Origin of the sequence: Flavobacterium sp. FlaQc-57, assembly GCF_044007395.1 — a bacterium.
In the GTDB taxonomy this organism is placed as follows: Bacteria; Bacteroidota; Bacteroidia; order Flavobacteriales; family Flavobacteriaceae; genus Flavobacterium.
Window position 1 is genome coordinate 114,573 of the sequence record NZ_JBIPDA010000004.1, and the last position, 26,669, is coordinate 141,241.

Sequence of the window (26,669 nt, forward strand, 5' to 3'; positions counted from 1 at the left end):
AAAGAGAGAATATGAATTGGTACGTCGTGTATACAAAGCCTAAATGGGAGAAAAAAGTAGCAGAGAAACTTAATGAGATTGGGATAGAATGTTATTGTCCATTAATTACTCAAATAAAAGAATGGTCTGATAGGAAGAAGAAGATTGAAGTTCCGCTTTTTAATTCTTATGTGTTTGTTCAGTTGGCAGATAAAGATCGAAATTCTGTTTTTCAAATTGCAGGAGTAGTTCGGTATTTGTTTTGGTTAGGCAAGCCTGCCGTTGTTCGTGATGAAGAAATAAATATAATTAAAACGAGTCTTAAGGCTGAGAATATATGTGACATTTCAGTGACTTCAATTCAGGTTGGAGATCGTATAAAATTAGAAACGGGAGCTTTTAGTAACCAGGATGCAATAGTTCAGGAGGTCTCAAATACACACTATATATTGGTTTTAGAATCTTTAGGATGTGTCCTTAAAATAAAATACAAATAAATCAGTTATACTTTAACTGTTTTTAGTTAAAACAGAAGGTGAAATTTCTTTAATATGAGATTTTATTTTCTGTTTTTTTTATAATGTATTTTTTTACATACTGATTGATAGTAGATTAAACTTTGTCATTTTTTTAAAATTGTTTGTTTTTTCAGTATTACGGGAAACCGTATTGAATAAATTGACTTAATATGTTATATTTGCCGAAAATGATTTTAGAGTATCTGTGTCAAACCTTTGTGACTCAGAGAGGCGAAGCCGTGAATTGTAATGACTGAAGTGAATAAAAAAGAAGATAAATTGGAAGAAAACATAAAAATAGCTGTTATTGGTTTAGGTTATGTTGGTTTGCCGTTGGCTCGACTATTTGCTACTAAATATGCAGTGGTAGGTTTTGATATTAATGAAACAAGAGTTACTTCATTAAAATCAGGTACAGATACAACATTAGAAGTAGATGATGCAACTTTGCAAAAAGTTTTGATTACTAATTCGAGTTCTAAAGTTGGATTATATTGCACGACTTCCTTAGATGATATTACGGATTGTAATTATTTTGTAATAACAGTTCCAACTCCAGTTGATAAAAATAATCGTCCTGATTTAACTCCTTTGTATAAATCGAGTGAGTCAGTGGGGAAAGTATTAAAAACAGGGGACATCGTGATATACGAGTCTACTGTTTATCCAGGAGTAACAGAAGAACAATGTGTTCCAGTCTTAGAGAGAATTTCTGGTTTGAAATTTAATGAAGATTTTTTTGCAGGTTACTCACCTGAAAGAATAAATCCAGGGGATAAAGAGCATACTGTAGAAAAAATTCTAAAAGTAACATCGGGCTCAACACCTGAAATTGGCTTAAGAGTTGATGCTTTGTACAAATCAGTTATTACAGCGGGTACTCATTTAGCACCAACTATAAAAGTTGCTGAAGCTGCTAAAGTTATTGAAAATTCTCAAAGAGATATTAATATTGCTTTTGTAAATGAGCTTGCTAAAATATTCAACTTGATGAATATTGATACTCAAGACGTTTTAGAAGCAGCATCAACTAAATGGAATTTTTTACCATTTAAGCCAGGTTTAGTTGGAGGACATTGTATAGGTGTTGATCCATATTATTTAGCTCAAAGAGCACAGGAATTTGGGTATCATCCTGAAATAATTCTGGCTGGACGTCGTTTAAATGATAGTATGGGCGAATATGTGGCTTCGCAAGTCGTAAAGTTGATGATAAAAAAAGGAATTTCAGTTAATGGTGCAAACCTTTTAATGCTTGGAATTACTTTTAAAGAGAATTGTCCTGATGTAAGAAATACTAAAATAGTTGATGTAATAAGAGCATTAAAAGAATACGGTATTTCTGTTACTTTATATGATCCTCTTGCAAATATTGAAGAAGTTAGAAAAGAATATAAATTAGAAACTGTAAATTCTATTCCTAAACAAAAATTTGATGCGATAGTCTTAGGAGTTGCGCATGATGAATTTTTAAAATTAGATTTTTCAGAACTGCAAAAAGAAAACAGTTTGTTATACGACGTAAAAGGAGTTTTAGGCTCAATAGCTGATAATAGATTGTAATTTTCTAAAATAAAATAAAATAAAATTATGAAAGTAGGAATAACTTTTAGTGCTTTTGATTTATTACATGCAGGACATATTAAGATGTTAGAAGAAGCCAAAAGAGAATGCGATTATTTGATAGTAGGGTTGCAAACAGACCCAACACTTGATCGCCCTGAAAAAAACAGTCCTTCTCAAACAGTAGTAGAAAGATACATACAATTAAAAGGCTGCAAATTTGTAGATGAAATTGTTCCTTATGCAACCGAGCAAGATCTGGAAGATATTTTGCGGTCTTTTAAAATAGATGTACGTATTATTGGTGATGAATATCGCGAGAAAAATTTTACTGGACGTGAATACTGTGAACAAAAGGGAATAGCGTTATACTTTAATGTTCGAGATCATCGATTTTCAAGCAGTAATCTTAGAAAAGAGGTTGCTGAAAAACAATTAAAAAAAATATAATATATGGGAGTGTCAATAACTCACGTTATTTTAACTGGTGGAGTAGGTAGTAGATTATGGCCGCTTTCAAGAAAAAGCCAACCTAAACAATATTTAGAGATATTTGAAAATAAATCTTTATTTGAGATAACTGTTGATCGTAACAGTCATTTAGCAAATAAGGTAATGGTAGTAGGTAATGTAGATAATCATCACTTGAGCGGAAAAGTGATGGATAAAACCAAAACTTCTTATGTAAACATAGTGGAAGCAACACCTAGAAATACTGCTGCTGCCATAGCTTTTGCGGCATTTGCTTCAAATCCTGATGATATATTAATTGTAACACCTTCAGATCACATTATTGATAAAATAGAGGATTATAATAAAGCAATTAATGAGGCTGTTTCAAAAGCAGAAGATGGTTTTATTGTTACTTTCGGAATTATTCCTACCAAACCAGAAACTGGATATGGTTATATCGAGTCAAAAGGAGATAACGTAATTTCATTTCGTGAAAAACCAAATCAAACTACAGCAAAAGAATTTATTGCAAAAGGGAATTTTTTATGGAATAGCGGAATGTTTTGTTTCAAAGCTAGTGTTCTTTTAGAGGAACTAAAGCAATTTCAGCCGGATGTTTATGAGAAATCTAAAGCTGTCTGGGAAGCAAGTAAAAATGGTTTTTTAGATTTGGATCTATCATTAGAAATTCCATCAATCAGCATTGATTATGCTGTTATGGAGCGCAGTAAAAAAATAAAAGTAGTACCTGCTGCTTTTTCGTGGTCAGACTTAGGATCATTTGAATCGGTTTATGATTATTTAGTATCAAAAAATCATCCTGTTGATAAAAATGGAAATATGGTAATTGGTTCTGGTAAGCATACTACTTTTTTGGGATTAAAAAATACTATTTTTGTATATACCGATACAGCAAATTTAATTTTGCAAAAAGAAAATTCGCAAGATGTTAAGGATATCTACAGTGAATTAGAAAAAATAAATTCCGATTTATTAAATTAAAATTTAAAATGAAAAAAATTCTTATCACTGGCGGTGCCGGTTTTATTGGTTCACACGTAGTAAGATGTTTTGTAAATAAATATCCAGAATATCAAATCTTCAATTTGGATGCATTGACTTATGCTGGTAATTTGGAGAATATAAAAGATATAGAAAATCAGCCTAACTATAGTTTTGTAAAAGGAGATATCGTTGATGAAGCTTTTATAAATGAACTTTTTTCAATTCATAATTTTGATGGTGTTTTGCATTTGGCAGCAGAATCCCATGTAGATCGTTCTATTGATGATCCTTTAGCATTCGTAAAAACAAATGTTATTGGAACGATGAATCTATTGAATGCAGCGAAAAATAAATGGAAAAATAATTTTGAGGGTAAACGTTTCTATCACATTAGTACCGACGAAGTCTATGGTTCTCTTGGAGCAGAGGGACTTTTTACAGAAACTACTTCTTATGATCCTAATTCTCCGTATTCGGCTTCTAAGGCAAGTTCAGATCATTTTGTGAGGGCTTATGGAGAAACTTATGGGTTGCCTTATGTTTTGACCAATTGTTCCAATAATTATGGATCGTATCATTTTCCTGAAAAATTAATCCCACTTTTTATTAATAATATTATTAATAATAAACCTTTGCCTGTTTATGGAGACGGAAACTATACACGTGATTGGCTTTTTGTCGAAGATCATGCTATTGCAATAGATTTAGTTTTTCACGAAGGAAAAAATCATGAAACGTATAATATTGGAGGTTTTAACGAATGGAAGAATATTGATTTAGTCAAATTATTATGCCAAATCATGGATGAAAAATTAGGCAGATCTGAAGGAACTTCTCAGGAATTGATTACTTATGTTAAAGACAGACCTGGTCATGATTTAAGGTATGCAATAGATGCCTCTAAAATTAATACAGAATTGGGATGGAAGCCTTCTGTTACTTTTGAAGAAGGCCTGGAAAAAACAATCAATTGGTACCTTTCTAATGAAGAATGGCTACAAAATGTGACTTCGGGTTCTTATAAAGATTATTATCAAAAACAATATTCATAAAAGCAAATAATTTTATTTAAACCAAATAGGTTAAATTATAATTTCATATGAAAAAAATAACATACGTTTTTACGCTCCTTTTTATTTTAGTATTGTCATTTAATGCAAATGCTCAGGACATACTCAAATCTAAAGATTTGAGTACTGTTAAAGTCGATTATTTGTCTGATGATGATTTAGCTAAAATTAGTGCTCAATTAAAAAGCAACAATGCAACAATTGATAGTGTAGAGTCAATAGCTTTGTCAAAAGGGATGACTCAGAATGAGTTTAATAAGCTTAAAATTAAGCTTAATGAATATGAAAAGAAAAATGCTAAAGGAGATGCAAATGATAAAAATAATAAGCCTAAAATAGTAGATAAGAATTTTGATTTTGGTAGAAAACAGGAAACGATTAAAAATGAGAAAGTCAAGGATTCAGCAAATGCTTTAATTTTTGGTTCTGAATTATTTGATAATCCTACTTTAAATTTTGAACCGGATTTAAAATTGGCAACTCCTATGAATTATATTCTCGGACCTGGTGATGAATTGCAGGTAAGTGTTTATGGAGTTCAGGAATATAATGCCAGTATCCCAGTTAGCGTAGAAGGAAAGATAACGATCGATTATGTAGGGCAAATTCAAGTTTCAGGAATGTCAATTGAAGCGGCTACCCAAAAAATCAAAGCATCCATTGCAAGAGTTTATAGTACAGTGAGTTCTGGTCAATCTCAGGTTAGTGTCAGTTTAAGCCGAATTCGTACAATTAAAATCACGATTGTAGGTGGGAAACAACCGGGTAATTATTCTATTTCTTCTTTGGCAACAGTGTACAATGCTTTGCATTTGGCTGGAGGACCTGGAAAAAATGGTAGTTATAGAAATATAGAACTGATTAGAAATAATAAAGTTTACAAAAATGTAGACATTTATAAATTTTTGGTAAAAGGGGATCAATCTGATAATGTGAGTTTAAAAGATAATGATGTAATTCGAATTCCGGCATACAGTCAAAGAGTAACTGTTGAAGGAGAAGTGAAGCGTCCCGGGATTTTCGAGATGAAAAAAGGAGAAAAATTCTCTGATTTATTGAATTTTGCATCTGGTTTTAATGAATTTGCTTATACAGCTTCAGTAAATGTAATGCAGAAGACAGGAAAAGAATTCAAAGTGCATGATATCAATGAAAGCGAATACAATTCTTATTTACCACAATCCGGAGATGTATTTAGAATTACCAAAATTTTGAACCGATTTGAAAATCGTATCAAAATTGAAGGGGCAGTTTTTAGACCGGATTATTACTCTTATAATGAAGGAATGCGGATTTCGGATCTTATTACAAGAGCAGAAGGTCTTAAAGAAGATGCCTATACAAAAAGGGCTCGAATTATTCGTTTAAAAACAGATTTAACGACAGAAATTGTTAATGTTGATTTAGGTTCGGCTTTATCGGGAGACTTAAATTCAGATATAGCATTAAAAAGAGAAGATATCGTAACCGTTTATTCTATTCTGGATTTCAGAGAAGAATATAAAGTTACTATCGATGGGGAAGTTAAAAACCCTGGGGAGTATGAATACTTTGAAAATTTGACTTTGAATGATTTGGTGGTTCAGGTGGGTGGTCTTACAGGTTCAGCATCTAAAAGAGTGGAAATAGCAAGAATGGTAAAATCTGATGTAATAGATGATGCCGATCCAAAACGAATCGAATTAGTTGAACTTGAAATAACGGCAGGTAATAACGAACAGATTAAAAATTTTATTTTAAAACCTTTTGATGTAATTAATATTCGTAAAATAGCGGTTTATGAAAAGCCAGAAATGGTTAAAGTAAGTGGTGCTGTTGGATATCCTGGTAAATATGTTTTAGCTAATAAAAAAGAGACTGTTTATAATGTCGTAATGAGAGCAGGAGGGCTTACTTCCATTGCAAATTTGGATGGAATGAAAATTAAAAGACCTATAAAACAAGATCAAATTGAAAAACTTGAAAGTATTGATTTGAATTTGTCTAAAAGTGATACTTTGAAAGATAAATTGACTAAGAAATTAAAAGAGGATTTGAAATTTGCTACTATACCAGTTAATTGGGAGAAAATTGTAAAAGATAAAAATCATTATTCTAATGTTACTCTATTTCCTGGTGATGAAATTGAAGTAGCTGTTTATAACGAGGGGGTAAAAGTAACAGGGAATGTATTGCTAACCTCAGAAATACCATATCGAAGTGGAAAAGGCTTTAAGTATTATATTAATGCAGTTGGAGGTGTTGATAATAAGGGATGGAAACGAAAAGCTTATATAATTTATCCTAATGGAAAGGCAGCAGTTACAGGTTCTTTTTTATTTTTTAAATCATATCCAAAAGTTTTACCAGATTCGCAGATAGTAATTCCAGAAAAACCAGAAAGAAAGAAAATGACAGCAGGGGAATGGGTAGGAATAGGTAGTGTTGTTTCAAGTTTGGCTTTATTAATTGTGACAGCTTTTAAATAATTTATTAAATGAATAATTCACAGATCGATAGCGAAGAGGTTTCGCTAAAAGAGTTAGTACAAAAAATAAAAGAGTGGTATGTTTACTTATTGTCAAAATGGAGAATTATTATTCTTTCAGGAATTATAGGAGCTATCTTAGGATTAAGTTATTCTTTTATTAAGAAACCAATTTATACAGCTACTTTATCTTTTGCTTTGGAAGATGAAAAAGGTGGTGGCGGAGGTTTAGGTAACGCGTTAGGATTAGCTAGTTCTTTAGGATTAGACTTAGGAGGGGGCGGCGGAAGTATTTTTTCAGGCTCAAATTTGACTGAATTGTTTAAGTCTAGGTCTATGGTTGAAAAGACATTATTATCTCCTGTAAATTTAAATGGGAAAACAATTTCATTGGCAGAAATGTATATTCAAAATAATAATTGGCGTAATAGTTGGAAAGATAATCCAAAATTTGCTTCATTAAATTTTTTGCCAAATGCTAATCGTCATTTATTTACAAGGGTACAGGATAGTATCATGGGTAAAATCTATGAAGGATTATCTGCCAAAGGGTTATCTGTTGCGCAAAGAGATAAAAAAATTGCTATTATAAATATTGATGTTTCTTCAACCAACGAATTGTTCTCTAAATATTTTTGTGAAGCTTTAGCGAGACAAGTTTCAGAATTTTATGTTCTCACAAAAAGTAAAAAGGCTAGAATGAACATGTCTATTTTACAGCGTCAGACAGATTCAATTAGGGGAGAACTTAATTCCGCTATTACGGGAGTTGCAATTTCAAATGATAATAATTTTAATTTGAATCCAGCACTCAATGTTAGACGTACACCTTCAGCTCGAAGACAAGTAGATGTGCAGGCTAATACAGCCATTTTAACAGAATTGGTAAAACAATCAGAACTTGCAAAAGTAACATTGCGTAAAGAAACACCATTAATCCAAATAATTGACAGTCCAATTTTGCCTTTAAAAAAAACAAAGTTTGGTAAAGCTATGGGAATTATTATAGGTGGTTTTTTAGGTGGTTTTTTAATTGTATTGTGGCTGATCGTTAAACAATTTTTAGATCAGTTTTAATCTTTTTTCAATCTTTTTTCAATCTTTCAGAATAGAAATTTTCTTTTTTATTTATTATAACAAGAACTTTTTGAAAGTGGTTATTAGTTTTTATAATAAGTATTCAGTTTTTCATTATTAGATTGTATAATTTGACTGAATATATAGCAATAATATGATGTTTATAAATAAGTATATGCAAGATGTTTTTTAAAATTAACAAGGCAAAGGAATTGAAAGGGAAAATATTTGAAAAATATTTTAATGAATTTTGGGGAGCAATTTTTAAAATAGGTATAATTTCTTCATGTAATAAATTTTTTAATATATTCATACGAATACTGATAATTCCTATGATTATTAATTATTTAGGAAAAGAACAATATGGGTTATGGATAACAATAAGCTCTTTTGTTGGGTATATCATGTTTTTTGATTTTGGCATAAGCTCTGCGGCAATAAATAATTTAGTTAAATTTTATAGTTTTAAAGATTATAAAGCATCAAGCAGCTATGTCTTTGCTAATATTTTTTTCTTATCTCTAATATCTTTTGGAATATTAACCATAACAATAGTTGGCGTACAATACTTTGATTGGGTTAGTATTTTCAAATTGAGTAATGCAATAACTAGGCAAGAAATAGATCAAATCATTATTTTATGTGTTTCTATTTTTTTATTTCAGTTAACAACAAATATAATTTTGAAAATTCCCTATACTATGCAAACAGGTTACCTTACTGAGGTATATTTGTTTATCGGCTATATTCTAAGTTTAATTTTTGTTTTGTTAACAGTTCATTTCGATTTAGGATTTTTATTGTTAATACTTTCTTTTTCAACTAGCCTCATTTTTACGCCTATTGCTATTTTTATTCATCTTGTTGTTAAAAAATATATATACTTTATAATCCTCAGTGCAAAAGAGAATATCTCTATAGTAAAAGGAGAGTTAAAGGTAGGAAGTAATTTTATAATTATGCAATTATCAGGTTTGATTATAATGAGTTCTCAATTTAGTATTATAGCATATTTTAAAGGGGCAAAAGAGGTAGTGATTTATAGTGTTTTGTTTCAAGTAATGAATGCACTACAAACTCCTTTCTCTGTCTTACAGCAACCGTTGTGGTCTAAGTTTGCGGAATTGGCTTTAGATAATAAAATAGCCCAAATGAGACAAAGTGTTAGGCAGTATATAAAATACTCATTTTTATATTCGATTTTTGTAGGGCTAATTATTCTTTTTATAATTCCATTATTTATTCCGTACTTAATAAAAGAAAACGTTAAAGTTGATTTACTTTTATTAATTGGCTTTTCATTATGGTCATTATTTGGTTTGGTTTTTGGCGGAGGTATGGGTGCTGCTTTTTTGGCATTGAATCAATCAAAAAATATGTTAAAAGTAAGCGTTTTACAAGTGTTTTTGTTTTTAATATTTTGCATGATTTTAGTTCCTAAATTCGGAGATAATGGAATGGTATTTACATTAGTATTCATGCAATTATTTTCTGCACCATTAATGCTTTACTTTTTTAAATTTAAATTCGAAAAATATTAAGATATGAAAATTTTGTACGATCATCAAATATTTTCATTCCAAATGCATGGAGGTATTAGTAGATATTTTATAGAGTTAATTAAAGGATTACCTGGAAATTACAAATATGAAATATCTGTTTTGTTTTCTGAAAATGTTTATTTATTAGAAGAAAAAAAAACATTTAGTTTAAAACCTTTTTTTTTAAAGTCTACTATACGAATTAAACTTTACAAGTACATCAATTTACTTTATACTAATTATAGAATTAAAAAGGGAAACTTTGATGTTTTTCACCCAACATATTATTATGATTATTATGTAGGAAAAACCAAAAAACCTTTTATTGTTACAGTTCATGATTTAATTCCAGAATTATATCAAGATATTTTTTTTAGCGCGAATCATAATTTGTTAATTCAAAGAAAAAAAGTGATTGAGAATGCTACTAGAGTTATCGCAATAAGTGAAAACACTAAAAAAGATCTTGTCGAATTTTATAAAATAGCTCCTGATAAAATTGATGTAATCTACCATGGGCCTAATACATTCAAGAAAGATAAAATTGAAAACAAATGGGGAAAGTATTTGTTGTACGTAGGTTCGCGTGAATCATACAAAAATTTTGATTTTTTTATTAGTTCTATTTCGAATTTACTGAGTAGGTATGAAGATATTAAAGTTATATGTGTTGGCTCTAAATTTACAAATAAAGAAATAAAATTTTTAGAAGATTTAGGTCTTTATAATAAAATAATCTCGATTCAAGCTGATAATACAACTTTATATCAATTGTATTCAAATGCTATATGTTTTGTTTATCCGTCTTTATATGAAGGATTTGGTATGCCTATATTAGAAGCTTTTGATTGTGGCTGTCCAGTTGTTATGAGTAATACTAGTTCTATGCCTGAAGTTGCAGTAGACAGTGGGATTTATTTCGATCCAAAAGATTCTCATTCAATTGCGACTAATATTGAAAAAGTTATAGTTGACTCCGATTTAAGATCTGAACTTATTTCAAATGGATATAAAAGATTAAATTATTTTTCTTGGGATAAATGTGTTGAGGAAACACAAAAAACATATTTAAAATGTCTAGTTTAAAACATATTATTTATCGATTGAAAGTAAGTGCCAAAAAAGTCAAGGATTTTTTGTTTCCTTTTGTTTACACTAATTATAATTCTGATAAGTGGATTTATATTTCATATTTGACTGAACCTTTTAGAAGAAAAGATAATTTGGTTTTTTTAAATGGACATCAGAATAGAAGAGAAATCTTAGTTTTGTCTAATATTCTCAATGATTTAAAAATATCATATGATATTACTGATCATAACTGTTTTTTAAAAAATAAGAAAAATTATGATTTTATTTTTGGAATAGAACCTGGTTTTGAAAAAGCATCTCTTAAAAATAAATCGGCATTAAAAATTTATTATGCGACAGGGGCTTATTATACTCATCAAAATAATGAAGTAATAAGAAAAACGGATCATTTTAAAAAAAAATGGAATGTTAAGTACCCTTATTATCGACTTGTAAAAAAGCACAATTCTTGTGAAATAGCAGATTATATCATTCAGATTGGTTCTAAGTTTACAGTAGAGACATATCCGGAACATCTCAGAAAAAAAATTTTTTTAGTAAATCAATCTACTCCTGAAATCTTTAAGTTTAATTTAGAAGATAAAATAAAGAATACTTCGAGAGACAATTACATTTGGTTAGGAGGAGGAGGAACATTGTTAAAAGGTTTAGATTTAGTTTTTGATTATTTTTTCCAAAATAAAAACTTAAAGTTACATGTAGTTGGTGATATTGATTTTGAATTTATGGAAATCTATAGAGATAAAATAATTGCCAGTGAAAATATTTATTTATATGGATTCCAGAATATTGACGATGAAAAATTTTATAATATAGTTAAAGAGTGTTGCTTTATTATTTATCCATCTTCTAGTGAAGGTGGAGCTCCTGGATCAGTTTTAACTTTACAAAAATATGGTCTTATTCCTATTGTTTCTAAATATGCGTCTATGGATGATATAAACTCTCTTGGATTTCAAATACCAACTATAGATATGAGTGGTATTAAAATGGGTATAAATTGGAGTTTAGGATTAAATAATAATGAAATTGAGAAATTAATGTTACAGAATTACGAATACGTTACAGCTAATTTTACTTTAGAAGGTTATAAAACAGCAATGTCTTCATTATTTAATAAATTATTAAGTTAATGAATGATTTAAAGAAGGAAAATTTACAGTTTAATAAGATGATTAAATTTTATCTATATTATGCTGTTTTAGTTTCACTGGTAAATTTATTAAATTTTAGCATTATCTTTTATTATGCTGTTTCGCTTTTGTTTATACCTTTAACTTTCTATTATTTGTTTAAAGTAATAAAGATTAAGAATTTATTTTTAATCATTATTGTTTTAAGTATGTCATTTTGGAATATTATTACTGTTCTAAGAGGTTTAGTTTTTGATTTTAGTATCATTGGAAGAATGCTAACCAGTTCTACATATTTTTTTCCTATGATTATCCCTTTTTTTTCTTTATTGAAATTTAATACTAATGTTATAAAACAAATCATTAATGTTATTGTAGTTTTAGATTTATTTTTTTTAGGTTTTGTTGTATTATTATTGTTTGTTCTTTCATCAGATTTAATAGAGATTATAAATACTTATGAAGGTATTTCAAAGTTTTTTGTATATCCTAACACCTTTTTGTTGTTAAATTTTTATTATTTAAAACCTAAACATAGAATTATTTCAATTATTTCCTTTCTAGTTCCATTACTTATAGCAATGTTTTTGGCCAGACGTGGGCAGATTTTCTACTTTTCAATTTCTCTTTTCTTTTCTTTACTTTTAAATGTAACATATTTTAATAAAAGAAAAATCATAAGAAATTCTCTTTTAATAGTAATTTTTGGAATTATTGGTTTTTATGTAATTAATTTATTTAGCGCTAATATTTCAAAAACTTTTTCGTTACTGACCGAACGAATTGATTCTGATACACGTGGTACAGTCGAAGATTGTTTTTATAGTGATATGACATTTACCGATTTTGTTTTTGGCAAAGGTATTGATGGAAGGTTTTATTGTCCAGGAGCAGATACGGATTATGATAATAATACTACATCATTAGAAAATAGTGGTTATAGATATAATATTGAAACAGGATATTTAGATGTTATTTTAAAAGGAGGTTTTATTAGTTTATTTATCTATTTTTTAGTTAATATAGTTTCCATTGTTAAAGGAGGTCTTTTTTCTACAAATGGGCTCGTAAAAGCTTGTTCGTTGTATTTGGTAATTAATTTGGCTTGTGTTTGGATTGAAAACTCTCAAGCTTTTACATTGAGATACATTCTAGTTTGGCTTTGTATTGGAATTTGTTTTTCAAAAGAAATAAAGTCAATTTCAAATCAAGAATTGAAAAAAAGTTTAGGTTGATGTTTAATTAAAAATATTTATGGAAAAATACGATATTACTTTAGTATTAGGAAGTAAGAATAGAAAGAGATTGCTAAAAGCAACAATAGAAAGTATACGAAATAATGGTTTTTCAGGACAAATTGAAATAATTGTTATTGATGGTGGCTCAAATGATGGAAGTTGTGATTGGCTTGCTAAACAAAAAGATGTCTTTACTATTATTCAACCCAACTTTAAGAAAAAAGACGAACAAGGAGTTTCTTTTTTAGCACATTCATGGGGTAATTTTATGAATATTGCTTTTAAATCTGCAAAATCTCCTTGGATTGTTATGGTAAGTGATGATTTAATTCTTGCGAAAGGAGCATTACAAAAAGGATATGACTTATTAGTTGATAAAGTTAATAAAGGCGAGAAAATAGGAGGAGGAGCATTTTATTTTCGTGAATATCCTAGACATGATTTTTACAGGGTTGGACTTTTGCCGAAAGGGTATATCAATATAAATCATGGATTTTATAATAAAGAGGCTTTAGAAGATGTAAACTATATTGAAGAGAATGAGTTTAACTTTTATTGTGCTGATGGGGATTTAATAATGAGATTGAATGATAAGGGTTGGAAAACAATTCCTCTTGAGGATTCATTTGCAAATCATTTAGTTCATAAACCTGTTTTTAAAAAAGAAAAACTATCTGCTTCTACTATGAGAGATATCGAAGTTTTTAATTCAAAATATCCTTATCCATGTGAAATAAATGAAATTAAGAAAAATTCTGATATTTCAATTGAAACAATGCCATTTTGGAAGTCCGGTTTTTCTAATTGTATATTTGGAATTTTACTAAAAATATATGATCAATATCGTAAAAGATAAAAATATACAAATATGTTTGAAAAATTTTTTAATAATCCAGTTTTTTATTTAAACTATTTAATTAGAATTTCGACTTCAATAATGATGTATCCTTTGAGAAAGCTAATTTATAAAGATGTAGGCCTTTTTACTTATATTTCTTTGTCAAGCTCTATCAGAAATTACAAAAACATTTCACTTGGAAATAAATCACAAATTAATTCATTTGTAGTTTTGTGGCCCACTAAATTAATATTAGGACAGAACACACAAATTAATCCTGGAACGACAATTTATGGAAATGTAACTATTGGCAATAATGTGATGATTGCTCCAAACTGTATGATTGCAGGAGGTAACCATAATTTTAAAGACGTAAATATTCCTATGATACTTCAAGGAAGTAATGAAAAAGGGATAAAGATAGAAGACGATGTATGGATAGGTGCAAATTCTGTAATTATTGATGGTGTAAAAATTGGTAAAGGAGCTGTTATAGCTGCTGGATCTGTAGTAGTTAAGGATGTTCAAGAATATGATATTGTTGCAGGACCGGCTTCTATTAAAATTAAAGATAGAAAATGATTATAGTTAAGTTGTCAGGAGGTCTAGGTAATCAATTATTTCAATATTCATTTGGAAGATTTTTGTCACTAAAATATAAAACAGAATTAAAATTCGACCCTCAATTAAATATTGTGGCTTCTGATTTTACACCAAGATTGTTGGGGTTGTCAAAATATAATATTGATTTATCTTTTGCTGAAAAAGATGAAGCAAGAAAATATAAGTTTTTCAAGAATGATTTATTGTCAAAAATTGAAAGAAAGTTGGTTCAAAATCTTCCATTTTTTAATAAAAGATTTGTTGTCGAAAAAGGTTTCGATATTATAAACAAAAATAATCTAATTGACAATTGTTATTATGATGGTTATTGGCAATCACATTATTATTTTGATTCAATAGCAAAGATACTTGAAAATGATCTTCAGTTAAATTTTGAATTAAGTGAAGCAAATAAAGAATTTGAAAAAGAAATTAAGCAAACAAATTCAATTAGCTTACATATAAGAAGAGGAGATTATCTTTCGATAGCGTCAAACTCTAAAATTTATAGTATCTGTACACAAGAATATTATCAAAAAGCAATCGATTTTTTTAAACAAAAGTTTGAAAATCCGGTATTTTTTGTTTTTTCTGATGATATTAATTGGGTAAATGAAAATTTTAAAGGTAATGTATTCAAAATTGTTGATATTAACCAAGATGATCCTAGTTCTGATTTATATTTAATGAGCAAATGTAAGCATAATGTTATTGCAAATAGCTCATTTAGTTGGTGGGGAGCATGGCTAAATTCTAATTCTGGTAAAATTGTAATTTCTCCAAAAGATTGGTATGTAAATGAAGAAACCAATAATAAAGCTTTAGCATCATTAATTCTAAAAGACTGGATTATAATTTAATTTTTTTTTAATGAATGTAAAAGTTACAATTGGTATACCGTTTTATAACGGTCAAAAATATTTGCATGACGCAATTTTATCAGTCGTAAATCAGACTTATAAGAATTGGAATTTGATATTAATAGATGATGGAAGTACAGATGGATCATTGGAAATAGCAATGGCATTTAAAAGTGATAAAATTTCCGTTATATCTGATGGGCAAAATCTGGGATTAGTTTATAGATTAAATCAAATAGTAAGTTTAGCAGATGGGGATTATTATGCTAGGATGGATGCAGATGATATAATGGATTTTAGAAGAATTGAAAAACAAATAGCTTATTTGGAAAATAATACTTCAATTGATGTAGTTGGGTCTTCTTATTATGCAATTAACGCGGATAATGAAATTTTAGGTGTTAGAAAAGCAAATCATACGCCTAAAAGTGTGAAAGACATTTTGCGTAATGGTTGCTTTGCACATCCTTCTGTTATGGGGAAACTCAGTTGGTTTCAAAACAATAAATATGATGGAAAATGGGAAAGGATGGAAGATCTGGAACTTTGGATTCGAACATTTCCAGGCAGTCAATTTAGAAATTTAGAAGAGCCATTATTGTTTTATCGTGTATTTGGTATTCCAGTACTAACAAAATATGTAAAATCAAATATAGGTATAATTAAATTACTAAAAATACAAGGCAAATATTTGATTTCATTGTATGATAGGATTTTTTTTACATTTTTTTTTGCTTTTAAAATTGTTGTTTACACGGTTTTAAATTTGATAGGAAAAACAGACGTTATTCTAAAAAAGAGATTTGAGATATTAAGTGAATATCAATATATTGAAGCTAAAGAAAATTTGTTAAAATCAATAACAAAAAAAGATTTACATTAAAGCAATAATTTTTAAATAAAAATAGCTGTACATATACATTTTAAGACTCGTTTATTTAAATGTTTTGTATGGACAAACATTTTTTATAGATTATTAATAAATTTTAAAACAGAATTAGTATGCGTTATAAAGAATTAGATGGTTTGAGAGGGATTGCTGCATTATCCGTTGTTTTTTCTCATTTGGTGGGGGCATTCGTATTCAATTCTCCATTGTTTAATTTTTTATCAAACAGCCCATTCCATGTTTTTTGGCATGGAGATGGTGCAGTTACATTATTTTTTTTGCTAAGCGGATTTGTACTAGCATTGCCTTATATAACTAAAAAAAAAGATTTTAATATAGGTACGTTTTACATTAAAAGAGTTTTTAGAATTTATCCTGCTTTTATCCTAGCTATTCTTTTTTCTTATTTCTTAAAACATTCATTATTCAAGCCGTTGAATATTATTGATTACTCACCATGGATAAATGAATTTTGGAATTGGGATTTTAAGGAAGTACCTTTTGCTGAATATATAAATACTTTCATACTTGTAGGTTTTTCTTTTAATTTTAAATTATTTATTCCTGTAATATGGACATTGAGGCTAGAAATGATAATATCTTTGATTTTACCCTTTTTTATAATCATTGCATTAAGGAATAAATTAGTATATAATCTTATAATTCTTCTTATTCTCTTTTATATCAGAGACGGAGTAATAGCAGTTTTTTATTTAGGAATTTTAATGGCGATATATCTCGAATATATTTTAAATTTTCTAAATAGAATAACTAATAAATTTTACATCTTAATACTTTTTACTACAGGACTTTTTTTGTATACCAGTAGGTTTAGTCTTGATTTTATTTTAGACAATCAAAATAAAGCACATTTATTTTTGACGACTCTTGGATGCAGTATTTTTTTAGTTCTATCAATGAAAAATGGAGTTTGTAAGAAAATTTTAAACTTAAGACCAATTCAGTTTTTGGGCGAGATTTCGTATAGTTTATATTTATTACACTTTCCTGTTATTCTAATTGCATGTTCATTTTTCTCTGGAAATATTATTACTGTTTTTTGTACATCTTTATTTGTCACTATTCTTTTGAGTTATTTGAGTTATAAATTTATTGAGTTGCCATTTATAAGTTTAGGAAGGAAAATAGTAATGAAAAGGTTTGATGAAAAGTTTAATAAAATAATTTTTTTACTAAACTCAAAATAGAACATAAAGTTTAAAGAGAGTAGTTAGTAATAGTTAATGCAAAAAGATTGAGAGTTCTTAATCTAATGTGAATAATATTTTTAAATTTATGAAAAATGAAAAAGTACTTCATGTAATAACAGTATCTTTTGTTATAAATCATTTTTTTGGCGAACAGTTTAAATATTTAAAAAAAGAATCAGGAAATGAATATCATTTAGCCTGTACTTTTTCAAGTGACTTAGTTGAGTTTTCTCAAAAATTAGACTTCATTCCTTTTGAGGTTGAGATCACGCGCGAAATAAGCCCTTTAAAAGATCTGAAAGCAATTTTAAAAATTTATAGATATATTAAAGAGAATAAAATTGATATAGTTGTAGGGCATACTCCAAAAGGGGGCATGGTGGCAATGATAGCTTCTTTTTTGGCAGGAATATCAAATAGAATTTATTTTAGACATGGTATTATATATGAAACAAGCACAGGTATAAAAAGAACGATTCTTAAAAATATTGAGAGATTGACAGGTTTTTTTGCAAAAAAAATCGTTTGTGTAAGTTATTCGGTAAAAGAAATTAGCGAAAAAGACAAACTTAATACTTCATTAAAAAATATTGTGTTAGGATTAGGTACCTGTAATGGTATCGATACAAATGATAGATTTAATCCAGAAAGAAAAAATTCAGAAGATATAAAAGCATTGATGAGTAAATATAATATTTCTCAAGATGATAAAGTAGTTGGTTATGTAGGGCGATTAGTAAAAGATAAAGGTATTGATGATTTAATATTAGCTTGGGAAATGGTTAAAATAAAATCACCTCAAGCAAAATTACTATTAGTTGGACCAATTGAAGAAAGAGATTCTATTTCAGATTATTCAAAAAGCATTATAGCATCTGATTCTTCAATAATATTCACAGACTTTGTGTTAGATTCATCTATTTATTTTGGACTAATGAAAATTTTTGTGTTGCCAACATATCGAGAGGGGTTTCCAACGGTTTCTTTAGAGGCTTCTTCGATGAACTTACCAGTAATAATAACGAAAGCAACAGGATGTTCGGAGTCTATTATAGAAAATAAAACAGGTATGTTTATCTCAAATGAACCATTGGATATAGCAAATAAAATTTTATTTTATTTAGAAAGCGAAAACATAGCAAAACAACACGGGATAGAAGGAAGGCATTTTGTTCAAGAAAATTTTGAACAAACTAAAATTTGGGATCAAATTGCAGAAAAATTAAATGTATAAATGAAAATATTAATAACTGGTGAAACAGGATTTGTAGGAGCAAACCTGAAGGAATATATTAAGCTTTTTCACGAACCATTAAGGTTAGAAATACGTTATAAAGAAGGTCAAGAAATTAAAATAAATACTGATGCAGTAATTCATCTTGCAGGTAAAGCCCACGATTTAAGAAACGTTTCTATTCCTCAAGATTATTATGATTCAAATTTTAAATTAACAAAACAATTATTTGACGCATTTTTAAATTCCAATGCAGAAGTCTTTATATTTATGAGTACTGTTAAAGCTGTCGCTGATAAGGTAGAAGGAGTACTTACGGAAGAAAGTTTACCTAACCCTAAGACTCATTACGGAATTTCTAAACTTCAAGCTGAAGAATATATTTTAAGTAAAGAATTACCAAGACAGAAAAGAGTATATATACTTAGGCCATGTATGATTCATGGGCCAGGAAATAAAGGAAATCTTAATTTGTTATATCAATTAGTATCAAAAGGTTTGCCGTGGCCGTTGGGGAAATTCCAAAATCAACGTTCATTTTTGAGTATTGAAAATCTATGTTTCGTTATTAAAGAATTGATTGAAAATGAGCAGATATTTTCAGGAATCTATCAGGTTGCAGATGATAAATCAATATCAACAAATGAATTAATTAATTTATTAGGAAAAAGTTTAGATAAGAAAACTATAATCTGGAATATAAATCCATTACTTATAAGGAAATTAGGCAAAATTGGCGATTTTTTACCTTTTCCATTAAATTCAGAGCGTTTGCAGAAATTAACTGAAAGCTATGTTGTAAGCAATCAAAAAATTATTAATGCCTTAGGTAAGCAGTTACCAATAAAAACCGATACTGGGTTAATGAAGACTTTTAAATCATTTAAGAATTAAAAAAAAATAAAACTATAAAAATGAAAATTGCACTTATAACAGGAATTACAGGACAAGATGGTTCGTACTTAGCCGAATTATTATTGGAAAAAGGATATGAAGTTCATGGAGTTAAAAGAAGAGCATCTTCTTTTAATACACAACGTATTGATCATATCTACCAGGATCAACACGAAATTCATGTTAATTTTAAGTTGCATTATGGAGATTTAACAGATTCGACTAATATTATTCGAATTATTCAAGAGGTACAGCCTGATGAAATCTATAATTTAGGGGCGATGAGCCACGTTAAGGTTTCTTTTGATTCACCAGAATATGTTGCAAATGTGGATGGTATTGGAACATTAAGAATTTTAGAGGCAGTACGTATTTTGGGTTTAGAAAAGAAAACACGTATTTATCAGGCATCAACATCTGAATTGTATGGTGGTTTGGCTGAGAATAAAAATGAGAAAGGTTTGTACGATGAGCATTCACCTTTTTATCCGCGTTCTCCTTATGGAGCGGCAAAAATTTATGGTTTCTGGATTACCAAAAATTACCGTGAGGCATATAATATGTTTGCTTGTAATGGGATTTTGTTTAATCACGAATCACCACGTCGAGGAGAAACTTTTGTAACCCGTAAAATAACTATGGCTACAGCTGCTATAGCTTTAGGAGAACAAGATTGTTTGTATTTAGGAAATTTAGATGCGCAACGTGACTGGGGACATGCTAAAGATTATGTAGAAGCTATGTGGCGTATTCTGCAACAGGATGTTGCTGAGGATTATGTTATTGCTATGGGAGAAACAACTTATGTGCGTGATTTTGTTAAAATGTCATTTGCGGAAGTAGGAATAGATATTGAATTCAGAGGAGAAGGGGTAGATGAAAAAGGATATGTAGCTTCATGTAATAATCCTGCATATCAACTTGAGTTGGGTAAACAGATTATTGCTATTGATCCGCAATATTTCCGTCCAACAGAAGTAGATCTGCTTATCGGAGATCCTACTAAATCAAAGACTCAATTAGGTTGGGTACCTAAGTATGATTTAGCAGGATTAGTAAAAGAAATGATGGCATCTGATCTTATCTATGTTAAAAAAGAAAAGATGTTAAGAGAAGTAAGATCGGTTATTAAATATTAATTTAGATAAAGCAGAATAATTTTATTCTTGAAACAAATTAGCATTATGAATTTAAATGATAAAATTTACATAGCTGGACATCGCGGAATGGTGGGTTCAGCTATTTTACGCCAACTAAAAGCTGAAGGGTATAATAACTTTATCTTAAAAACCTCTTCAGAACTAGATTTAAGAAACCAACAAGCAGTTGCAGATTTTTTTCAAAAAGAAAAACCGGATTATGTTTTTTTAGCGGCAGCGAAAGTGGGAGGGATTATAGCTAATAATACCTATCGAGGCGACTTTATATACGAAAATCTGATGATACAAAATAATGTAATTCATCAATCCTATCTAAATGAGGTTAAAAAATTAATGTTTTTAGGCTCTTCTTGTATATATCCAAAAATGGCCCCTCAGCCTTTGAAAGAGGAATACATGCTTACAGGAGAATTAGAACCAACTAATGAGCCTTACGCAATTGCGAAAATTGCTGGTATTAAAATGTGTGATGCCTATCGAGATCAATTTGGTTGTAATTTTATCTCAGTTATGCCTACGAATTTATATGGTCCTAATGATAATTATGATTTGAAAAATTCCCATGTATTGCCTGCAATGCTGAGAAAATTTATTACCGCAAAGCGAAACAACGATAATTCGGTTACAATATGGGGAACGGGAAGTCCTAAAAGGGAATTTCTCCATGCTGATGATCTTGCTGAAGCATGTGTGTTTTTAATGGAAAATTATAATGAATTAGGATTGGTTAATATAGGAGTTGGTGAAGATATTTCCATTTTAGATTTAGCAATTTTAGTTAAAAAAGTTGTCGGTTTCGAAGGAGAAATTTTTACGGACACAACGAAACCAGATGGTACCCCTCGTAAGTTAATGGACGTTTCGAAATTAAGTAGTTTTGGCTGGAAAGCAAAAACTACTCTTGAGGAAGGTATTAAGAGAGTATACGATGAAATAAAAAATAATAATTGGGAATAATTTCATAATGGAATATACAATACTCGGAATTCTATTAATGATTATAATGTTACTTTATTTTAAAGTAGCAGATCGTTTTAATATTATAGATAAACCTAATCAAAGGAGTTCACATACCGAAATAACATTAAGAGGCGGAGGGATTATCTTTTGGTTTTCGGCTTTACTTTATTTTGTTCAGCACATTCAAAGTAGTTTTTTCTTCTTTACTGGAATAACATTAATTAGTTTGGTAAGTTTTTGGGATGACATTCAAAGTTTATCTAATAAAATTAGGATCAGCATTCATTTTCTTTCAATAACCATGATTTTTTATGACATAGGTTTGTTTAATTTAGTTCCAATTTGGGGTATTGTAATAGCCTATGTTCTAGCTATAGGACTAATAAATGCCTACAATTTCATGGATGGTATAAATGGTATAACAGGACTTTATACTTTAGTTGTTATGGGATCCTTACTTTACATTAATACAAACATTCAAGTTTTTATTGATGGAAGTTTTATAAAATACGGAATGATCGCCAGTATTGTTTTTCTTTTTTTTAATTACAGAAAAAAAGCGAAATGTTTTGCCGGTGATGTTGGAAGTATCGCAATTGCTTTTTGGATAATTTATCTGGTTTTAAAGCTTATTTTGATAACAAATTCTTTGATATGGTTACTGTTTCTGGCGATTTACGGAGTTGATGCTATTTGTACAATCATGCATCGTCTATATTTAAAACAAAATATTTTTGAGGCCCACAGATTGCATCTATATCAAGTTTTGAGTAATGAATATAAAATCGATCACAGATTAGTTTCATTGTTTTATGCAATTGCACAAACAATAATTTCCATTATAGTTGTTTCGTTATATCAAAAAATAGATGATTCAGTATTGTTTGCAATTGTTATTGTGCCTTTGCTTATTGTCTATAGTTTAAAATTTTATTTGTTGAACAAAAGCAATCTAAAATTAAACACATGATTCCTAAAATAATTCAAGGGGGTAATTTTTCAGATAATAGGGGGACAATTTCGTATGTTAATGATTTTAGCTTTGCCAATATCGAAAGGTTTTACATCATTAGTAATTCTGATGAAAATCCTATTCGTGCCTGGCAAGGGCATAAATTAGATTCAAAAAATTTTTATTGCTTAAGCGGCTCCTTCGAAATTTATTTCATAAAAATTGATAATTGGGAAAATCCATCTAAGGATTTAATAATAGAAACCGTTTTGGTTTCTGCTTTAGATAGTAAGATTGTTCATATTCCTGCAGGTTATGCCAATGCAATTAAATCATTAGAAAAAGATTCGAAATTGATCTCATTCTCTACCTTACCTTTGGCAAATGTTAGTGAAGATGATGTTCGTTATCCTTTAGATTACTGGAATGTAAATGACAAATAAAAGAATTTATTTGTCATTATCTCAGTCAAGTGGTTTTGAACAAGAATTTGTACAGAAAGCTTTAGAAACAAATTGGATAACTTCTGGTGGACCAAATGTTGATGATTTTGAGAGTAAGCTTGAGGATTATTTTAGTGATGGGTCATATGTAACAGCATTAAATTCTGGAACATCAGCGATTCATTTATCATTAATTTTATTAGGAGTAAAGGCCGATGATGAGGTGATTTGTCAAAGCATGACATTTTCTGCCTCTGCAAATCCTATTTTATACCAAGGTGCAATTCCTGTGTTTATTGACAGTGAACCTGAAACCTGGAATATTTGCCCTATTACACTGGACATAGCAATAAAGGATAGAATAGAAAAAAGGAAAAAACCCAAAGCAATTATTGCTGTGCACTTATATGGTACACCATATAAAGTCGATGAAGTTCATGCTGTTGCAGATAGATATGGAATACCAGTTATTGAGGATTGTGCAGAAGCTTTAGGAAGTAAATATAAAGGTAAAAAATGTGGTAGTTTTGGTGCTTTTGGAGTACTTTCATTCAATGGAAATAAAATTATTACTACTTCAAGCGGAGGAGCATTAGTTACAGCTTCTAAAAAAATGAAAGAAAAGGCAATTTTTTATTCCACTCAGTCAAAAGATATGGCAGTTCATTATCAGCATACTGAAATTGGTTATAATTATAGAATGAGTAATATTTGCGCGAGTATCGGTCTTGGACAAATAAAAATACTTGATAAGAATGTTGAAGCGCGAAGAAATAATCATTTTTTTTACAAAGAGATCTTTGATGAAATTGATGATGTAGTACTTTCTGAAGTAATAGAAGAAAGTTTCTTTTCCAATTTTTGGTTAAACACTATTTTGGTTAAACCCAATAAAAATAAAGACAGAGAGAGTTTAAGATTGGCTCTTGAAAACGCAAATATTGAATGCCGTCCTCTGTGGAAACCAATGCATTTACAGCCAATTTTTGAAAAATACCCATTTTATGGTAATAAAATAGCAGAACAACTATTTGACAAAGGATTGTGTTTGCCTTCTGGTTCAACACTTACAAATGAAGATAAAAATAAAATTAAAGAAGTAATAGTCAATTTCTTTAAATAGTAATGTAACATGAAAATTGAAGAAACGTTCATAAAAGATTTAGTAATTATCGATCCAATAGTTTTTGGGGACGAAAGAGGTTACTTTTTTGAATCCTACAACAAAACTAAACTTGAAGATTATGGTATTAATATTGAATTTGTTCAGGATAATCAATCTTACTCCAAAAAAGGAACTTTAAGAGGTCTACATTACCAAAATCCTCCTTTTGCACAAACTAAATTAATTCGTGTTTTAGAGGGTGAGATCATCGATATTGTAGTAGATCTAAGAAAAGATTCTCCAACTTATAGAAAATCGTTTAGAATATTATTGTCAGCTGAAAATAAAAAACAACTTTTAGTGCCTCAGGGTTTTGCTCATGGTTTCTCTGTAGTTAGTGAAACAGCATCAGTGCTCTATAAATGTGACCAGTTCTATAATAAAGAATCTGAAGGAGGAATAAAATTTAATGACCCATCACTTAATATTGATTGGGGAATGAATTTAAACGAAGCTATAGTTTCTGAAAAAGATCAGATTCTTCCATTTATTGATAATTGCAACAGTTTGTTTTAATGAAAAAAATTCTTGTAACAGGTGCAAATGGACAATTAGGTTCTGAGCTAGCTGTTTTATCTTCAAAATATACTAACTACGAATGGGTTTTTGCAGATAGAACTCAAATTACATTAGATAATTTAGAGATTCTAAAAATGCAATTAAACGAAATTCAACCAGATATAATTTTAAATTGCGGTGCATATACAGCAGTTGATAAAGCAGAAAGCGAAAGCGAATTAGCATTTACAATAAATCATTTGGCAGTTGAGTTGATTTCGATATATAGTTCATTGAATGATGTTAAATTAATTCATATCTCAACAGATTATGTCTTTGACGGAACTTCTTCTATTGCTTTGAATGAAGATGCAGAAACCAATCCAATAAATATTTATGGCGCAAGTAAGAGGGCTGGAGAAATGATTTGTTTGGAGAAAAACCCAAATGCCATTATTTTAAGAACTTCTTGGGTATATAGTAAATTTGGAAACAATTTTGTAAAGACCATGCAACGATTGATGCAGGAAAAAGATTCAATTAATGTAGTAAATGATCAAATAGGCTCTCCAACATGTGCTGCAGATCTTGCTCAGACAATGATTGATGTTATAGAGTTTCCAGATTGGATTCCGGGTATTTATAATTATTCTAATGAAGGTGAAATAAGCTGGTATGAATTTGCGTTGGCTATAAAAGAACTTGGAGGATATAATTGTAATGTTGGAGGGATACCGTCGGGATCTTATCCGACACCGGCAAAGCGCCCAAAGTTTTCATTACTAGATAAGAAAAAAATCAAGAATACTTATAATCTGGATGTACCTCATTATAAAGAGAGTTTGAAAAAAATGTTTGTATAAAATAAAAAAGCATTGAAGATAACAAATTTTAGGATTCAATTTTAAGTAGTCTAAAATCTAAAATAAAATTTATGAAAGGAATTATTTTAGCTGGAGGTTCTGGCACTCGTTTACATCCACTAACATTAGCGATGAGTAAGCAAATGATGCCGGTTTATGATAAACCGATGATTTATTATCCATTGTCGACTTTGATGATGTCAGGGATAAATGAAATATTGATTATTTCAACTCCACATGACCTGCCAAATTTTAAAAAGTTATTAGGTGACGGTTCTAGTTTAGGTTGTAAATTTAGTTATGCAGAGCAAGCTATTCCTAACGGATTAGCACAGGCTTTTGTAATTGGAGAAGAGTTTATAGGAGACGATGATGTTGCGTTAATACTAGGAGATAATATATTCTTTGGTGCAAATATGCAAGAATTATTGCGTTCTAACACAAAACCAGATGGAGGAGTAGTTTTTGCATATCATGTTTCAGATCCTGAACGCTATGGAGTTGTAGAGTTTGACGAAAATTTTAAAGCCGTTTCTATTGAAGAAAAACCAATAGAGCCAAAATCAAATTATGCTGTACCAGGATTGTATTTTTATGATAACTCAGTTGTAGAAATTGCTAAAAATATTAAACCTAGCGCTCGTGGTGAATACGAAATTACCGATGTAAATAAAGTTTATCTGGAAAGAGAAGCCTTAAAAGTTGGGATTTTAAGTAGAGGAACCGCTTGGTTGGATACAGGAACTTTTAATAGTTTGATGCAAGCAGGACAATTTGTTCAGGTTCTTGAAGAAAGACAAGGATTAAAAGTGGGCTGTATTGAAGAAATTGCCTGGAGACAAGGATTTATAAATGATGCTCAACTTGAAGAGTTGGCATTGCCATTAGTGAAATCAGGATACGGATCTTATTTATTAGAATTTTTAAAACAAAAGAAAAAAGGTGTTAAAGTATAATTTAGGT

At 29.4% G+C, this 26,669-nt stretch carries 26 protein-coding genes; all 26 read left to right on the forward strand.

What is annotated here, in order from left to right; all coding sequences use genetic code 11:
- Positions 1-11 precede the first annotated feature (11 nt).
- On the forward strand, positions 12-476 hold the full coding sequence (locus ACHRVZ_RS13940; protein WP_395423171.1) for a UpxY family transcription antiterminator: 465 nt from the start codon (positions 12-14) through the stop codon (positions 474-476).
- Positions 477-746: 270 nt separating this feature from the next.
- On the forward strand, positions 747-2,060 hold the full coding sequence (locus ACHRVZ_RS13945; protein WP_395423173.1) for a nucleotide sugar dehydrogenase: 1,314 nt from the start codon (positions 747-749) through the stop codon (positions 2,058-2,060).
- Positions 2,061-2,087: 27 nt separating this feature from the next.
- Complete coding sequence (locus ACHRVZ_RS13950; RefSeq protein WP_121322201.1) at positions 2,088-2,510, forward strand: adenylyltransferase/cytidyltransferase family protein; 423 nt, start codon at positions 2,088-2,090, stop codon at positions 2,508-2,510.
- Positions 2,511-2,513: 3 nt separating this feature from the next.
- A complete protein-coding gene (locus ACHRVZ_RS13955; protein ID WP_395423174.1) occupies positions 2,514-3,515 on the forward strand; it encodes a mannose-1-phosphate guanylyltransferase in 1,002 nt (333 codons plus the stop codon).
- Positions 3,516-3,523: 8 nt separating this feature from the next.
- A complete protein-coding gene (gene rfbB / locus ACHRVZ_RS13960; protein ID WP_395423175.1) occupies positions 3,524-4,570 on the forward strand; it encodes a dTDP-glucose 4,6-dehydratase in 1,047 nt (348 codons plus the stop codon).
- A gap of 47 nt (positions 4,571-4,617) precedes the next feature.
- Positions 4,618-7,056 (forward strand): SLBB domain-containing protein, encoded by a 2,439-nt coding sequence (locus tag ACHRVZ_RS13965; protein ID WP_395423177.1) that lies wholly within the window; start codon positions 4,618-4,620, stop codon positions 7,054-7,056.
- A gap of 8 nt (positions 7,057-7,064) precedes the next feature.
- Entirely contained in the window at positions 7,065-8,132 is a 1,068-nt protein-coding gene (locus tag ACHRVZ_RS13970; RefSeq protein WP_395423178.1) for a Wzz/FepE/Etk N-terminal domain-containing protein, read from the forward strand.
- 182 nt (positions 8,133-8,314) lie between these two features.
- Positions 8,315-9,673, forward strand: a complete 1,359-nt coding sequence (locus ACHRVZ_RS13975) for a hypothetical protein (RefSeq protein WP_395423180.1) — start codon at positions 8,315-8,317, stop codon at positions 9,671-9,673.
- Between the two features lie 3 nt (positions 9,674-9,676).
- Entirely contained in the window at positions 9,677-10,759 is a 1,083-nt protein-coding gene (locus ACHRVZ_RS13980) for a glycosyltransferase family 4 protein (RefSeq protein ID WP_395423182.1), read from the forward strand.
- The gene (locus ACHRVZ_RS13985) at positions 10,747-11,898 is read left to right on the forward strand and encodes a hypothetical protein (protein WP_395423184.1); all 1,152 of its coding nucleotides are present in this window, start codon (positions 10,747-10,749) and stop codon (positions 11,896-11,898) included. Before ACHRVZ_RS13980 ends, ACHRVZ_RS13985 begins: the two co-directional genes overlap by 13 nt.
- Positions 11,898-13,133 (forward strand): O-antigen polymerase, encoded by a 1,236-nt coding sequence (locus tag ACHRVZ_RS13990; protein WP_395423185.1) that lies wholly within the window; start codon positions 11,898-11,900, stop codon positions 13,131-13,133. The genes ACHRVZ_RS13985 and ACHRVZ_RS13990 overlap by 1 nt, the downstream gene beginning before the upstream one ends.
- Before the next feature lie 19 nt (positions 13,134-13,152).
- A complete protein-coding gene (locus ACHRVZ_RS13995; RefSeq protein WP_395423187.1) occupies positions 13,153-13,992 on the forward strand; it encodes a glycosyltransferase family 2 protein in 840 nt (279 codons plus the stop codon).
- A 93-nt stretch (positions 13,993-14,085) separates the two neighbouring features.
- Positions 14,086-14,556: an acyltransferase gene (locus ACHRVZ_RS14000; RefSeq protein ID WP_395423188.1), complete on the forward strand. Its 471-nt coding sequence runs from the start codon at positions 14,086-14,088 to the stop codon at positions 14,554-14,556.
- Positions 14,553-15,437, forward strand: coding sequence for an alpha-1,2-fucosyltransferase (locus ACHRVZ_RS14005; protein ID WP_395423189.1), 885 nt, complete (start codon positions 14,553-14,555; stop codon positions 15,435-15,437). The genes ACHRVZ_RS14000 and ACHRVZ_RS14005 overlap by 4 nt, the downstream gene beginning before the upstream one ends.
- Positions 15,438-15,447: 10 nt before the next feature.
- Positions 15,448-16,320 carry a glycosyltransferase family 2 protein gene (locus tag ACHRVZ_RS14010; RefSeq protein ID WP_395423190.1) on the forward strand — a complete coding sequence of 291 codons (873 nt, stop codon included), beginning with the start codon at positions 15,448-15,450 and terminating at the stop codon, positions 16,318-16,320.
- Positions 16,321-16,439: 119 nt separating this feature from the next.
- Positions 16,440-17,534 (forward strand): acyltransferase family protein, encoded by a 1,095-nt coding sequence (locus tag ACHRVZ_RS14015; protein ID WP_395423191.1) that lies wholly within the window; start codon positions 16,440-16,442, stop codon positions 17,532-17,534.
- 88 nt (positions 17,535-17,622) lie between these two features.
- Positions 17,623-18,771, forward strand: coding sequence for a glycosyltransferase family 4 protein (locus ACHRVZ_RS14020; RefSeq protein ID WP_395423192.1), 1,149 nt, complete (start codon positions 17,623-17,625; stop codon positions 18,769-18,771).
- A complete protein-coding gene (locus ACHRVZ_RS14025; RefSeq protein WP_395423194.1) occupies positions 18,772-19,665 on the forward strand; it encodes an NAD-dependent epimerase/dehydratase family protein in 894 nt (297 codons plus the stop codon). It begins immediately after the preceding gene.
- Positions 19,666-19,685: 20 nt separating this feature from the next.
- Complete coding sequence (gene gmd / locus ACHRVZ_RS14030; RefSeq protein WP_395423195.1) at positions 19,686-20,804, forward strand: GDP-mannose 4,6-dehydratase; 1,119 nt, start codon at positions 19,686-19,688, stop codon at positions 20,802-20,804.
- Positions 20,805-20,849: 45 nt separating this feature from the next.
- Positions 20,850-21,782 (forward strand): GDP-L-fucose synthase family protein, encoded by a 933-nt coding sequence (locus ACHRVZ_RS14035; RefSeq protein WP_395423584.1) that lies wholly within the window; start codon positions 20,850-20,852, stop codon positions 21,780-21,782.
- 7 nt (positions 21,783-21,789) lie between these two features.
- Positions 21,790-22,755 (forward strand): glycosyltransferase family 4 protein, encoded by a 966-nt coding sequence (locus ACHRVZ_RS14040; protein ID WP_395423196.1) that lies wholly within the window; start codon positions 21,790-21,792, stop codon positions 22,753-22,755.
- Positions 22,752-23,180: a hypothetical protein gene (locus tag ACHRVZ_RS14045; protein ID WP_395423197.1), complete on the forward strand. Its 429-nt coding sequence runs from the start codon at positions 22,752-22,754 to the stop codon at positions 23,178-23,180. Before ACHRVZ_RS14040 ends, ACHRVZ_RS14045 begins: the two co-directional genes overlap by 4 nt.
- The gene (locus ACHRVZ_RS14050; protein WP_395423198.1) at positions 23,170-24,303 is read left to right on the forward strand and encodes a DegT/DnrJ/EryC1/StrS family aminotransferase; all 1,134 of its coding nucleotides are present in this window, start codon (positions 23,170-23,172) and stop codon (positions 24,301-24,303) included. The genes ACHRVZ_RS14045 and ACHRVZ_RS14050 overlap by 11 nt, the downstream gene beginning before the upstream one ends.
- Positions 24,304-24,312: 9 nt before the next feature.
- The gene (gene rfbC, locus ACHRVZ_RS14055) at positions 24,313-24,861 is read left to right on the forward strand and encodes a dTDP-4-dehydrorhamnose 3,5-epimerase (protein WP_395423199.1); all 549 of its coding nucleotides are present in this window, start codon (positions 24,313-24,315) and stop codon (positions 24,859-24,861) included.
- Positions 24,861-25,706: a dTDP-4-dehydrorhamnose reductase gene (gene rfbD, locus ACHRVZ_RS14060; RefSeq protein WP_395423200.1), complete on the forward strand. Its 846-nt coding sequence runs from the start codon at positions 24,861-24,863 to the stop codon at positions 25,704-25,706. Before rfbC ends, rfbD begins: the two co-directional genes overlap by 1 nt.
- Before the next feature lie 71 nt (positions 25,707-25,777).
- The gene (gene rfbA / locus ACHRVZ_RS14065) at positions 25,778-26,662 is read left to right on the forward strand and encodes a glucose-1-phosphate thymidylyltransferase RfbA (protein WP_395423202.1); all 885 of its coding nucleotides are present in this window, start codon (positions 25,778-25,780) and stop codon (positions 26,660-26,662) included.
- Positions 26,663-26,669 lie beyond the last annotated feature (7 nt).